The organism is Streptomyces sp. NPDC050856, from assembly GCF_040653855.1.
GTDB lineage: Bacteria > Actinomycetota > Actinomycetes > Streptomycetales > Streptomycetaceae > Streptomyces.
On sequence record NZ_JBFAGV010000004.1, the window covers coordinates 55,626 to 68,586 of the forward strand.

General features: G+C 72.4%; 12 protein-coding genes. 10 read left to right on the forward strand and 2 right to left on the reverse strand.

Features of this window, described 5'->3' with window-relative positions:
* The first annotated feature begins 34 nt into the window (after positions 1–34).
* The 8 genes from AB0H53_RS05075 to AB0H53_RS05110 are packed head-to-tail and all read left to right on the forward strand — an operon-like array spanning position 35 to position 9,128.
* On the forward strand, positions 35–1,774 hold the full coding sequence (locus tag AB0H53_RS05075; protein WP_362107365.1) for a non-ribosomal peptide synthetase: 1,740 nt from the start codon (positions 35–37) through the stop codon (positions 1,772–1,774).
* A gap of 4 nt (positions 1,775–1,778) precedes the next feature.
* Positions 1,779–3,554: an asparagine synthase (glutamine-hydrolyzing) gene (gene asnB / locus AB0H53_RS05080; protein ID WP_362107368.1), complete on the forward strand. Its 1,776-nt coding sequence runs from the start codon at positions 1,779–1,781 to the stop codon at positions 3,552–3,554.
* Complete coding sequence (locus tag AB0H53_RS05085; protein WP_362107370.1) at positions 3,551–4,972, forward strand: AMP-binding protein; 1,422 nt, start codon at positions 3,551–3,553, stop codon at positions 4,970–4,972. The genes asnB and AB0H53_RS05085 overlap by 4 nt, the downstream gene beginning before the upstream one ends.
* Positions 4,969–5,202: an acyl carrier protein gene (locus AB0H53_RS05090; RefSeq protein WP_362107373.1), complete on the forward strand. Its 234-nt coding sequence runs from the start codon at positions 4,969–4,971 to the stop codon at positions 5,200–5,202. Before AB0H53_RS05085 ends, AB0H53_RS05090 begins: the two co-directional genes overlap by 4 nt.
* Positions 5,189–6,421 (forward strand): cytochrome P450, encoded by a 1,233-nt coding sequence (locus AB0H53_RS05095; RefSeq protein WP_362107376.1) that lies wholly within the window; start codon positions 5,189–5,191, stop codon positions 6,419–6,421. Before AB0H53_RS05090 ends, AB0H53_RS05095 begins: the two co-directional genes overlap by 14 nt.
* A complete protein-coding gene (locus AB0H53_RS05100; protein WP_362107379.1) occupies positions 6,418–7,143 on the forward strand; it encodes an alpha/beta fold hydrolase in 726 nt (241 codons plus the stop codon). The genes AB0H53_RS05095 and AB0H53_RS05100 overlap by 4 nt, the downstream gene beginning before the upstream one ends.
* On the forward strand, positions 7,140–8,411 hold the full coding sequence (locus tag AB0H53_RS05105) for an APC family permease (RefSeq protein WP_362107382.1): 1,272 nt from the start codon (positions 7,140–7,142) through the stop codon (positions 8,409–8,411). Before AB0H53_RS05100 ends, AB0H53_RS05105 begins: the two co-directional genes overlap by 4 nt.
* A gap of 24 nt (positions 8,412–8,435) precedes the next feature.
* Positions 8,436–9,128 carry an alpha/beta fold hydrolase gene (locus AB0H53_RS05110; RefSeq protein WP_362107385.1) on the forward strand — a complete coding sequence of 231 codons (693 nt, stop codon included), beginning with the start codon at positions 8,436–8,438 and terminating at the stop codon, positions 9,126–9,128.
* A gap of 78 nt (positions 9,129–9,206) precedes the next feature.
* Here AB0H53_RS05110 and AB0H53_RS05115 read toward each other — a convergent pair whose 3' ends face one another.
* On the reverse strand, positions 9,207–9,626 hold the full coding sequence (locus AB0H53_RS05115; protein ID WP_362107388.1) for a hypothetical protein: 420 nt from the start codon (positions 9,624–9,626) through the stop codon (positions 9,207–9,209).
* A gap of 597 nt (positions 9,627–10,223) precedes the next feature.
* Here AB0H53_RS05115 and AB0H53_RS05120 point away from each other — a divergent pair.
* Positions 10,224–10,646, forward strand: coding sequence for an acyl-CoA thioesterase (locus AB0H53_RS05120; RefSeq protein ID WP_362107390.1), 423 nt, complete (start codon positions 10,224–10,226; stop codon positions 10,644–10,646).
* Between the two features lie 132 nt (positions 10,647–10,778).
* Here AB0H53_RS05120 and AB0H53_RS05125 read toward each other — a convergent pair whose 3' ends face one another.
* Entirely contained in the window at positions 10,779–11,546 is a 768-nt protein-coding gene (locus tag AB0H53_RS05125; protein WP_362107393.1) for an NPP1 family protein, read from the reverse strand.
* Between the two features lie 999 nt (positions 11,547–12,545).
* On the opposite strand from AB0H53_RS05125, the gene AB0H53_RS05130 reads away from it, so the two are divergent.
* Positions 12,546–12,935 carry a substrate-binding domain-containing protein gene (locus AB0H53_RS05130; protein WP_362107395.1) on the forward strand — a complete coding sequence of 130 codons (390 nt, stop codon included), beginning with the start codon at positions 12,546–12,548 and terminating at the stop codon, positions 12,933–12,935.
* Positions 12,936–12,961: the final 26 nt, after the last annotated feature.

Genomic DNA, 12,961 nt, shown 5'->3' on the forward strand with positions numbered 1-12,961 from the left:
CAGGACGACAGGCATGACAGGAAAGGAGGGTACGTTGCGAACTCGGCACAGGTCCGTCCTCGACGGCATCGACCGCGCCGTTCGGGAGTTCCCGGACAGTGACGCGTTACGGACCGCGGACACCACCGTCAGCTATCGGGACTTCGGCAAACTCACCGACGACTTCGCCGACCGGCTGAGGGCCCGTACGTCACCGGGTGAGTTCGTCGGTGTCCAGGGCAGCCGCGACATGGGCGCGGTCGTGGCGATGATCGGGGCCCTGAAGGCACGGCGACCGTTCGTCTTCATCGACAGTCGCGACAGCGCGTCCTCGAACTCCGACAAGGTCCGGCTGCTGGGTGTCGGGCTGCTGGCCCGCACCGCCCCGGGCGACGGCCAGGTGGATCTCACCGAGGTGCCGGAGCAGTGGCGCCCCAGCGGCCCCGCGTCCCCGGACGAGGAGCGGCCGCCGCCGGCCGGACCGCCGTACGCCGAGGGCGAGATCGGCTACGCCATCCACACCTCGGGGTCCACCGGCAGGCCCAAGTGCGTCCTCGTGCGCACGGCTCCGCTCGCCCCGGTCATCGACGACCACGTCGAGCGCCTCTCCGTCGGCCCGGGACACCGGACGCTCCAGTTCGCCCGCCTGACCTTCGACGGGTGCGTCACCGAGATCCTGTGGACCCTGACCGCGGGCGCGTGTCTGGTGGTGCTGGACGAGGCGCACCTCGCGCCGGGAGCCGTCCTCCAGGAGACCCTGGAGCGGTACGGGATCACCCATCTGAAGACCACGCCGTTCGCGCTGACGGTGACCGAGCCCACCGGCGCCATGCGTCTGGAGCACGTGATCAACGGGGGCGGGCCCTGCCGGCTCGCGGTGATCCGCAAATGGTCCGCGGTGGCGAGCTTCCACAACGCCTACGGGCTCACCGAGACCACCGTGTGCAACCTGCTGACCGGCGCCCTCGACCCGGACGAGTGCCGGGAGTCGGTGCCGCTCGGTGAACCGGTGGGCGACTGCGGCTACTACATCCGCGACGTGGACGCGGCGGACGGCGCGACCGCGGTGGCCGAGGGCCCGGTGCAGCGCGGTGAGCTCGTCATCACCGGTGGCAGCGTGGCGGCGGGCTACCTCACCGAGCAGGGCGTGCGGCCGTTCGCCGAGTCCGGTGCGGAGCCCTCCTACCGCACCGGTGACGTCGTCGAGCTCAGCGACGGCAACCTGCACTTCGTGGAACGGCTGGACCGGCAGGTGAAGGTCCGCGGTTACCGGCTCGACCCGGGCGAGATCGAGAACGCGGTGTGCCGGCTGGACTCCGTCCGGGACGCGGTGGTCGTGGCCGAGGCCCAGGACGGCGCGGACGCCGGTGACCTGGACGTGCTGGTCTGCTACTACCAGGGGGACCCCGACCCCCGGTCCGTGCGCCGGCACCTCGAAGGCGTCCTCGACCCGTACAAGATCCCCTCAGTGCTCGAACGCGTCGACACGTTCCCCTACACCCCGAACGGCAAGGTCGACCGGGACGCCCTCCGGGCGGACCGCCGCGCGCCCGGCGAACCTGACGAACCCGCCTCCCCGGACGCGCGGGTACTGCGCCTGGTCCGCACGCTCACCGGGGTCGGCGACGTCGGGCTGGACGACAACTTCTTCGACGTGGGCGGCGACTCCGCGTCGGCCGTGGTGCTCGTCAACGAGATGAAGGGGCTGGGCTGGGCCGACGCCGGGGTCCGGGACGTGCTGCGGGCGGAGAACCTGCGGGTCCTCGTCGACCAACTCCAGGAACGGAGCGTGTGACGCGATGTGCGGCCTCTGTGGGACCTTCGCGCCCGACGGAACCCTGGACCGCGCCGTCGCCGCGGCCATGCACTCCCGGCTGGTCCACCGCGGACCGGACGAGAGCTACTCGCTGAGCACACCCGCGCTGTCGATGAAGCTCGGCCGCCTCGGCATGACCGCGCTGAAGGACGGCTGGCAGCCGGCGGAGGACCGCAGCGGCCGGTACGTGGCCATGACCAACGGGGAGATCTACAACAGCGGGGAACTCCGGGAGCGCCTCGGGGACCACCGGCCCGGGAACCGGGTCGACGTGGCGGTCATCCCGGAGCTCTTCGCCCGTCACGGGCCGGCGGGCCTCGGACTCGTCGACGGGCAGTTCGCCACCGCGATCCACGACCGGGCCGAGAACAGTCTCTACCTGGGACGGGACCGCTTCGGCATTTGCCCGATGTTCTACACCGTCCTCGGCACGCACACGCACTTCTGCTCCGAGCTGAAGCCGCTGGTGCAGTGCGTGCCCCACTCCTGGCGGCTGGACGTCGGTGCCGTCGACCAGTACCTGGCGCTCGGCAACATCGTCGCGCCGAGGACGCTGGTCGCGGACGTCCACGCCGTCCCGCCGGGGTGTGTGGTCCGGTTCGGCGAGGGTGCGCCCGAGACCGTCCGCTACTGGCGGTACGGCGAGTTCGAGGTGGCGGACCGCCCGGTCACCCCGGAGGAGATACGCGACGCCCTGGGACACTCGGTGCGCGACCGCCTGCGCGCGGACGTCGAGATCGGTGCCTATCTGAGCGGCGGGTTCGACTCCAGCACCCTGGTGATGGAGGCGGCCCGGGCCCTGGAGAAGCCCCCGAGGACGTTCTCGGTGCTGTTCGACGACGTCGCGCTGGACGAGGGGCGGTTCCAGCGCGAGGTGTCGGAGACCGTGGGCAGCGAACACCACCAGATCCGGTGCACCCCCGCCGACATCGCCTCCGAGTTCGAGGAGATGGTGCGCCACTGCTGCTATCCGCAACGGGAGACGTACAACGTGGCGGCGTTGCGGCTGTCGCGGGAGGTCCGCCTCACCGGGCTCAAGGGCGTGATATCCGGTGAGGGCGCCGATGAGCTCTTCTTCGGCTACGACTCCTACGCCTTCGACGGGGCGCGCAGGAAGCCCCGGGAGAGTCATCAGGAGAACGAACAGGCGTGGGGCCGCGCGGACTTCTCGTGGGAGGTGGACCGGGGGAAGCTGGCGCGCCGGCGGGAACTCTGTCTCAGCCCCGCGGCCGTGGACGCCCTGCCCGGCCACGAGTTCTGGCGGGACCGGCTGATCCCCTTCGGCGACCAGGAGATCACCGGGCTGACCCAGATGCAGCTCCGGTCGATCGCCGATGTGTACGTGCAGCTGAGTGGGCACCTGCTCGGGGACCACGGCGACACCATGCTCATGGCCAGCTCCGTGGAGGGCCGTTACCCCTTCCTCGGGAACCCGATGGTGTCGCTGGGGCTGCGTGTGGCGGACGACGAGAAGGTGGCGGACTTCGAGGGCAAGGCGTGTCTGAAGACGGCGTACGCCGACATCGTCCCGCGAGCGGTTCTGCGGCGGGCCAAGCAGGGGTTCACCGCGTACGGGCTGTCGGCGATAGCTGACGACCGGACACTCGCCGACTGGCGGGACCTGGTGGCGGCGAGCGGTGTGTTCCAGCCGGACTCCCTCGCCGCGGTGGCCGCCGATCCCACACCGGACAAGTGGGACGTCCGGCTGAGCCTGATCAGTATCAGTATGGTGATCGACGAGTTGGGGCTGCGCCTATGAGTGACGCGTGGAACGACCTGGTCCACGGCGAGCGGTGGCGTTCGTCGAGAATTCTGTGGGTCGAGGACGACGTCGAGTACCGCTGGGAACAGGTGGGAGAGCTGGCCTCGGCGGTCGAGGAGGCGATCCGCGAGCACGGCCCGGCCCGTGTGGTGCGGATCCGGTCCGGTACGAAGCTGGGCTGTTTCGCGGGCCAGCTGGGAGCCTGGCGCGCCGGGTGCGTCGCCGTGGTCGACGACGGCAACCTGGGGCCGGGCGAGATCGACCGGGTCCGGCCGGACCTGGCCCTGGACGTGTCCGGGGGCCGGTCCCCGGCGGTCGGGCCCGCCGAGCGGTCGCCGGAACGCCTGCCGCCGGAGCGCGTCCCCGAGGAGGTGGTGGCGGTCAACTTCACCTCCGGGAGCACCGGCAGCCGCAAGGCCGTCGCGGTGACCCGCGGCAACCTGCTGGCGCTCTTCGGCTGCCGCGGTCTGGACGTACCGGTGAGCGACACGCCGACGGCGGGCAGCTTCGCCACTCCCACCTACGACGGCTGGTGGTTCGACACCTGGCGGACGGCCGCGGACGGCGGGACGGTGGTCTGCCTGCCGCATGTGAACGAGGACGTGTTCGCCTGGCCGGAGCTCGCCGAGAAGTACCGCATCGACCGTCTGCTCCTGCCGGCCGCCGTCATCGCCACCGTCGTGGGGGCCGTGCCCGCCTGTCTCGCCGGTGTCCCCTGGGTGTTCAGCGGTGGCGAGCAGTTCCAGGTGTCGACCTACCGGCAGGCCCGGCAGGCCGGCCTGACGAACCGGTTCGTCAACCTGTACGGCCCCACCGAGGCGACGTTCGCCACCCACAGGTACGACCTGCCGGCGGACTTCACGGGCGGGACCGTCCCGATCGGCACGCCGCTGGACGGGTGCGAACAGAGCCTGTACGAGCTGGCGGACCGGCCGGCCGGCGCCCGGGAACTCGTGATCGCCGGCCCGCTGGTGTGCCTGGGGTACATCGACGGCGGTGTCCTCGCCGACCGGTTCCGCTCGGACGGCGGGCCGGCGTCCTTCCGGACCGGTGACGTGGTCCGCGTGGACGACGGGGGGAACCTCGTGTTCACCGGGCGGCTGGACCACGAGATCAAGGTGAACGGGATACGGGTCGACGCCGCCGCGCTGGAACACCGGGTGACGAGCCTGCCGGACGTGCTGGACTGCCGGGTCGTCCAGGGCGAGCGCCACACGGTGGCGTTCGTGCGGGCCGGCGCCGGGAAGCGCACGGATCCGGCCGTCCGGTCGCGGATCGAGTCCGTCGTGAAGAGGTCCTCGCCGGCGATCGGCGTGTGGCTGGTGGACCGGTTTCCCACGAAACCCGGTGGGAAGGTGGACATCCCTTCCCTGATGGATCAATACCGCGCGACAGAAAAGGTCGGAGAGAAATGACGAACATCTCACCAGCTACCATCACCGATTGCGTACAGAGGATATTGAACCGGGAGGTCGCGGAGGACACGGATATCTTCGACGCGGGAGTGGACTCGTTAGTCGTCCTGCGGTGCCGGGCGCTGCTGAAGGAGCAGACCGGCGTCAAGGTCCCCGGCCATGTGTTCTTCGAGGGGCGGACACCCGCGCGCATCGCCGACCTGATCGGAGCCGAGAATGCTGGTCGTTGAGGACAGCCCGCTCTACTCGGCGGAGTTCTTCGCCACCAAGGACCCGTGGGCCTATCTGACCGATCTCCGGGAGAACGACCCGGTGTCGGTCCACCGCAGGGACGACGGTTACGAGTTCTACGCGCTGACCCGCTACGAGGACGTGTACGCCGCCTATGTCGACCACCAGCGTCTGAGTTCGGCGTACGGGACGATGGTCGACGGGTCCTATCTCCCGGAGAAGGACTCGGCCTCCGGCCGTATGCTCATCGTGGCCGACCAGCCGGCGCACGCCACCATCCGGAAGCCGATCAAGAAGAGCGGGTTCAACCGGGAGATCCTGGCCAGGGTCGGCCGGACGGTCCGCCGCAACATCCGCGGCGCCCTGGGCGAACTGTCGGTCGGCGACCGCATCGACTTCACCAGGGTCATCGCGCCGGAGCTGCCGAAGGGCGTGCTGGAGGTGCTCTTCGGCATCCCCTCCAAGGACGCCGACGCGCTCCTGGAAGCCACCCGGACGATGATCGGCTACCGCGACGCGGCGTACGCCGGGACGTCCCCGCTCGACTCGCTCGTCGACGCGCAGCTCGACGTCCTCGAATTCATCGACGACCTGATCGAGCAGCGCATCAGCTCCGGGTCGGCCGACGACATGATCGGCTTCCTCGCCCAGTGCGTCGCGGAGGGCGAGATGCAACGGGACGTCGCGGTGCTGAACGGGCTCAACGTGGCGGTCGGCGGCAACGAGACCACTCCGCACACGGCGAGCCTGACCGTCCACACCATCGACCAGGAGCGCGCCCAGTGGCGGAAGGTGACCGAGGGCGAGACGTCGTGTGATGTGGCCACCCAGGAGTTCCTGCGCTGGACCTCCACCAACAGCTACGTACAACGGCTGACGGTGGAGGACTTCACCGTCGGCGGCCACGTCATCCCGGCCAACAGCTTCGTCACGTTGTGGAACATGTCGGCCAACCGGGACTCCTCGGTGTTCGAGCGTCCCGACACCTTTGTGATCGACCGGCCCGACAACAAGCAGCTCGCGTTCGGGGCGGGCATCCACCGCTGCATCGGCGCGCCGGTGGCGACGCTGGAGATCCAGACGTTCGTCGAGGAACTGGCCGGCTGGGACAAGGCGTTCGCCGTGGTGGAGGAACCGCAGCGGCTGCACTCCAACTTCATGCTCGGGCTGACCGAGCTCCAGGTCGAGGTGGTCGCGGCGAGGGACTTCGGCGCGTGACCGGACCGACCGACACGAAAGACCTGCTCGTCTCCTTCCCCGCCGCCGGCGCCCGCGGCACCACGCGTGATCCGCTGAAGGACATCGCCGCCCGGCGCGGCATGGGTTACACCGCCATGGCGAACCCCGTCTCCGTCCACGCCCTCGAATCGGGGGCGTGGCGGGCGCGGGCCGTCGACGGTATCGGGCGTGCCGTGCAGGAGGTGTCCGCCGGGCGCGTCGTCCTGGTCGGGCACTCCATGGGGGGGCTGTCCGCGCTCCACCTGTACGACGACCTCCGCGCCCGGCTCGCCCGGCCGGTCGGGGCACTGCTGGTGAACACGCCGTGCCCGGACGCGTCGGGGCGGATACCGACGATGTCCCGGATGTCGGACGCCGGGATCGCCGGGGTGCTCGCGCGCGACGGCTTCCCGCCGGAACTGCTCGACGACCCGGAGATGCTGGCGGAGATCGCGGACGGCCTGCGGGCGGACGCCACGGTCGCCGACCGCCTCGCCGAACGGGTCGGCCCGGCCGGCGGTCCGCCGACGCTCCATGTGCTCTCCGCACGCGGTGACACCTTCATCCCACCGGAGCGCTGCGCCGCCTGGCAGCACCGGGTCTCCCGGGAGTTCCATCTGACCATCGCGAACGGAGGTCACGCGCTGGACGAGGGGTTGCTCGAAGCCCTCGACCGCGCCATCGACCCCGTCCTGGCCTCCGCGCGGAAGGAGTCGGCGTGAGCGGTCTGCAGAAATCGCTGAGCAGCGCCGTCGGTACGTTCCTGGCGCTGTCCATGATCCTGGGCAGCGGCATGATGATCCTGCCCGGCACCAGTTACCACCAGTTGGGCCGATCGGCCTGGATGCCGTGGGCCGTCGCCGCCGTGTCCGTCGTGCCACTGCTGTACTGCTACGCGTGGCTCGGCCGGCGCCATCCGTCGGCCTCCGGGGTCGCCCACTACTCCGAGGTGGCCCTCGGGCCGGCCGTCGGGCGGGCCTCCGGGCTGCTGGCGACCCTCGCGCTGGTGGCCGGTATCCCGGCGACCGCCATCACCGGGGGCCGCTACGTCGCGGAGTTCTCCGGAGTCGCGAGCCTGGCGTGGGTCTTCCCGGTCGCCGTCCTGCTGGCCGCCACCCTCGTCGCCTGCATGGGGGCGAACGTCTCGGGCAAACTGCAGGTCGGCCTGGTGCTCGGCCTGTTCGCCCTGGTGACCTGCACCGCGGTGGTCGCTCTCGGCCTCCACGGCGTGGAGGCGCCGAGTACCCGGCTTCCCCGGTTCGGCGAACTGGGTGCTGTGCTGACCGCCGTCTACGTCGCGTTCACCGGCTGGGAGACGGTGGCCTTCACGTTCGAGGAGCACAAGCGTCCGGACGCCATCCCCCGTATCTTCGCGGCCTCCTACCTGATCGTGGTGGCGCTGTACGCGCTGGTCCTGCTCGGGCTGTTCGCCGCGGTGAGCCCCGGCGACAAGGCGCTGGACTCGGCCCCGCTGCTGAGGCTCGCCGAGCAGTCGCTCGGAGACCTGGGGCGTCCGGTCACGCTGGCGCTGGTCGTCGCCGCCATCACGGCGAACGTCTTCGCCTCCGTCCTGGCGCTGTCCCGGCTGGTGTTCGGCATGGCGCGCAGCGGCTACCTGCCGGCCCCGCTGACCAGGGTGCGCGAGCGGGACCGCAACCCGCTGACGTCGGTGGTCGTGGTCGGGGCCACCCTGACGCTGGTCGCGGTCCTGGCGTCGAGCGGCCTGGTGTCGTTCGAGATCCTGTTCGTCCTGTCGGGCGGGATCTACTTCGTGCTGTACGGGGTCGGCGCGGCCTCGTACGCGAAGCTGGCCCCGGGGGGCCGGGCGCGGGTCGTCAGCGTGCTGTGCGCCCTCACGGTCCTCTCCGTGACGCTTCTGGCCGGACCGCCCATGTGGCTGTGCTGGGTGCTGTTCGGCGCCGTCTGGCTGGCGACCACCCTGCTCGGCCGCCGGCCGTCGCCGGCCGGACGCGTGCCGGCGGACAGGTGAACCCGACATCCCGAGGAGACCACGATGAACGACGCCCGCGGCACGGTGTTCTTCCCCGGCGCCGGCTCCTTCGGCAGCGAGTTCCAGCCCTTGGTGGACGCGCTGGGTCCGGCGTCCTGGCTCGTCAGGTACCCGGGCCGGTACGGCAGGGACTTCGGGGTCCCGGCCGCCTCGTTCGACGCTGTCGTGCGGGCGTGCGCCGAGCAGCTGGCCGGGCGGCCGGCCGGCCGGCCGGTGCTGTTCGGGCACAGTTACGGCGCCTATGTCGCCTACGCGACGGCGGCACGGCTGGAGGCGGACGGCTTCGAGGTCTCGGCGCTGATCACCGCCGGCGCCTGCGCCCCCGGACTGCTGGAGGTGCCGGAGGGGGCCGCGGCCTCACCGTCGGGCGCGGCGGAGTACCTGGAGAGTGTCGATCCGGGCATCCTGGCCGACGCCCCGTCGGACGACTGGCGGGAGATCGTCGCCGAGACGGCCGCGCAGGACCTGCGTCTGCTCGGGCAGTTCGACCCCGCCGCGTTCACCCGCCTTGGCTGTCCGGTCCTGGCCGTGCGCGGAGAGGCGGATCCGCTGACGTCGGACACCGGGACGGCCGAGTGGGCCCACGCCACGGACGGCGCGTTCGCGCGCCGCAGCTTCCCGGGCGGCCACTCGGACTTCCTCCGCTCACCGGCCTGCGCGTCCTGGCTCCGTGAGACACGGGAGACTCTCGGCTGAACCCCGGGCCTCGGCACGGGTCATGGCCGGGGCCGTACCGTGGCGGCCCGCGCCCCCGACGGGCGCGGGCCACCGCGGCTACTCCGGCTGGGTCACCGTCAGCGCCCACCGGACCGTCCGCGCCGAGGCGTCGACCGCGACGGAGAAGGACCCCGGGCTGACCACGCCGGCGTCCATGGTCACGGAGCCGGTCCCGGGCCCCGCCGGGCAGTCCACGGTGAACGCGGCCACGCGGGCCTGCTGCGACTCCATCGTGACCCGCACGCCGCCGCCTTCGCACGCCACCGTGAGCACGGTCGGCAGCCCTCCGTGCGCACCGCCCGACACGACGCCGCCGTCTCCCGTCCGCTCCTCCACCCACACCAGGCCCTCCGGCCCGGGGTGCGGCAACAGGACACCGTCCGCCGCCCCGGCGGGCCCGGCCCCGGCGACCGTCGCCCCCAGTGCCGCCAGCGCCGCCAGCGCCGCCATGATCGGAGCCGTCCTGGTACGTCTCACGCTCAACTCCCCTGCTCGTCCGTCGTGGAACCCGGAGTGTGCTGCGGCGGGAGGCTTCGGCGCATGAGTACGCGTACTCATACCCCGGCCCCCGGCAAGGCCCACCGGCCGGCCGTGCCGGGCGCCGGCCATCTTTCCGGCGGTGGCCGCCCCGGCCCGGGCTTCGTGAGATCCAGGAGGAGGAGCACCTCGTCCGGGTGGGCAGAGGGGGCGGCCCGTGGTGCGGGCCGAACGGACAAGCGCGTCCCGACTCCCCGCCGTCGAAGGGTGGCTGGCCGGGCCGCGAGGGGAACTCAGCGAGGCGGAACGGGCGTTCCTCTGTTCCTGGCCGCGGCCAGGGGCGGGATGGCACTGCTCCGGTCGCGGCGTGCGGGAAGGGGGGATCTGCTCCGCCTCGACCGCGTGCTCTGGGAGAGGCAGGTGTGCCGGGTCGTGGGCCGTGATCTCGGCGAGGACGACGGCGGGGCCTGTACCGGGGGCTGCCGCCCCGGTCTGTCCGGGCTGACGGGGGAACCGCCACGGTGGAATGCGGCGGGTCACCGGGCGGTTTGCCTGGTGAGCGGGCGCTCGACGAGTGCCGCCGTCGAGAGGAGCAGCGTGGCAGAGCCGTTTTCCGTCACCGTCGTGGTGCGCGGCTACGAGACCGACACCCAGGGTCACCTGAACCAGGCCGTCTACCTCCAGTACGCCGAGCACGCCCGCTGGTCGCTGCTGCAGAGGGCCGGGATCCGGCAGACCGACCTGCTGGGGAAGGGTGTGGGACCGGTGGCGCTGGAAGTGACGGTGCGCTACCGGCGGGAACTGCGGGCGGGCGATGAGGTGGCGGTGACGTGCGCCTTCGTCTGGGGTGAGGGCAAGACCTTCCGTATCGAGCAGACGATCCGCAAGGCGGACGGCACGGTGGCCGCCGAGGTGTCGGGCGTCGGCGGCCTGATGGACCTGGCGGAGCGCAGGCTCGTGGCGGATCCACGGGAGTACTTCAGGTCGCTGGCGGACGCTTCCGAGGTACTCGGCCTCTGACCCGGCCGCCCGTGGGCCGGCCGCCCGGGGCCGGGGGAAGCCCGGGAGTGCGGACGGCGGGCAGGGGGCGGCGCCGGACGCCACCGCGCCCGGCCTGGAGGGCCGTGGCGGCGCCCGGGGGGGGGCCGCGCGTCAGGCGTGGGGATCGAACGGGATCCCGGCCGGTTTGGCCTTCGCCAGGTGGCGCGTGAAGTCGCCGTCCTTCAGGCCGAAGACGGCACTGCCGAAATCGGCCCGGCTCAGCTTGTCGCGGAGGCCCGCCGGGTAGCCGTTCCAGCCGACGAGGCCGGGGAACTGCCAGCTCCGGCCGTGGTTCTCCGGCGGCTCGTCGTTGGCGTTCGCCGGGCGGAAGCAGTGGGTGCCGATGCCGTCCTTGTGGTAGACGATCTTGGGGTGGGTGCCGTCCCACCGGATCCGGTCCCGGCCGTGGATCCGGAAGGACCCGTGGGCGGAGGTGGAGACGTACTGGGCCTGGTCGTCCCGTACCCAGACGACCACGTGCTCCCAGTCGTGACGGTGCCCGCCGAGCCCGCTGCCCGCCACGGCCTGGTCCTTCTCGAAATAGAGGCCGTACATGATCGCGCACCAGCCGTTGTCGCACATCGAGCGCGCGTATCCGTTGGTGTTGTCGAGGTCCCCCGCGTCACGGCACTGCCCGTTGAGCGCGCCGCTCGGCTTGAGGCCGGTGGCGACGGTCCCGTCAGGTCCAATGGCGGGGGTGGGGTAGCAGCCGTCCGTGTCGTAGTCGAAGGCCGGCTGGAACGTGCGCTCCAAACCGTCCGCGGCGGCGGGCAGGGCCGGGGGCGGAGCGGCATGGGCACTGCCGGGGAAGGCGACGACGAGTGCGACGGCGCTGCCCAGGGTCAGCGACACTCGGTACATCCGCGAGCTCTTGTTCAACTGTCTCCTCCTGTCGGCCGACTGTGTCCTGCTGTCGGCCACGGCACGGGGGCACGCGCGACACCTTTGGCATGCCCATATCACCCTTGACGAACCCGGTTGCCGGGCCGGGCTCCGGGGGTGTCGAAGTGATGAAGCGGCGCTCAACGGCCGGGGCGCCGCGCGCCGGGGCGGTCGCGGCCCCCGGCCCGCCGCCCTTTCCGGCACGGTGTGAGGGCGCCGCGGTCCGAGGCGTGAGTGAACTCCCGCCGGGAACCCGCGTCAAGACTCGGCGCGTTCACTGCATGAACGCACAAGCGACTTGTACGGCACGGGAGTTGGCAATCCGGCCGGTCCCGTGTGAAGTCTTGACGGCGGGGCGGCCCGGCTGTTGACTCGCCGCACGAGGGCGGTGCCGGTCGCGGAACCGGTACCGGAACCGGTTCCGGATCCCGACGCGGAGGCGCCCGCATGCGAGTCACCATCGCCGACGTCGCACATCGGGCGGGGGCCGGCGGGACCACGGCCTCCCGTGCGCGCGGCACCCGGCTGGACGCCGGCTCCCACACCGCCGCCCGTGTTCGGGAAGTGACCGGCGCGCTCAGTCAGATGCCCGGCTCGGAAACCACCGGCCCGGCCGGTGGCGGCGGCCGCGCTGTCGCCATGCCGGCGCCGCCCCTCACCCCGCCGCGGGTGGGTGAGGTGCGCCGGGGCGTCACCGGCACCGTCGAGGCGGCGGGTCATGGACTGCCGGCCCGCTGCCCTTTCGCCGCGACCGGGCCGCCGCGCCCGTCCGGCACCTCACCGGTCGGATTCCGGCACCCGCCTGCGACGGGCTCCTGGTCGCCGGACCGGGAGCGGCGCTCGCCACCGCCGCGGAGATGTAGCGCCGGAAACCGCCCGTCGTCCTCATCGACGACCGCGGCCACCACCCGCTGTTCCCGTCCGTGGCCACCACCGGCCGCGCGGGCGGCGTGCGCGGCGCGGCATCCGCCGGGCTCCGGCCGGGCCCGGTCCCTGGTGCTCACCGGCCGGCGCGAGCCCGGCCGCGTCGTCGACGGCGGGTCCGCGGAGGTTCCCGGCAGGACCGGTGCCGAGCGGGCCGGCGCCGAAGGCCGGCGCTGCGACTGCGTCCTCGCGCACGGCGACCTCGTCGCGGCCGGCGCGTCGCGTGCCCCGCGGGAGGCCGGCCGAGGCGTCCCGGAGGACGTCGCCGTGGCCGGGTCCGCCGGCCTCCCCGCCGCCCGGCACACCGAGCCGCCCCTGCCCACGGTCCGCCGGCCCGCGCGGCAGACGGGTGAAACCGCGGCGCGGCTCCCGCTCGCCACCCTGGCGGGCGAGACCCTCTCCGCGGAGCCGCTGGTGCTGCCCACCGGGCCGTCCGTCCGGCGCTCCGCGCCCCACCGGTGAGGTGGCCCGCGCCTGCGGCCGTGCCT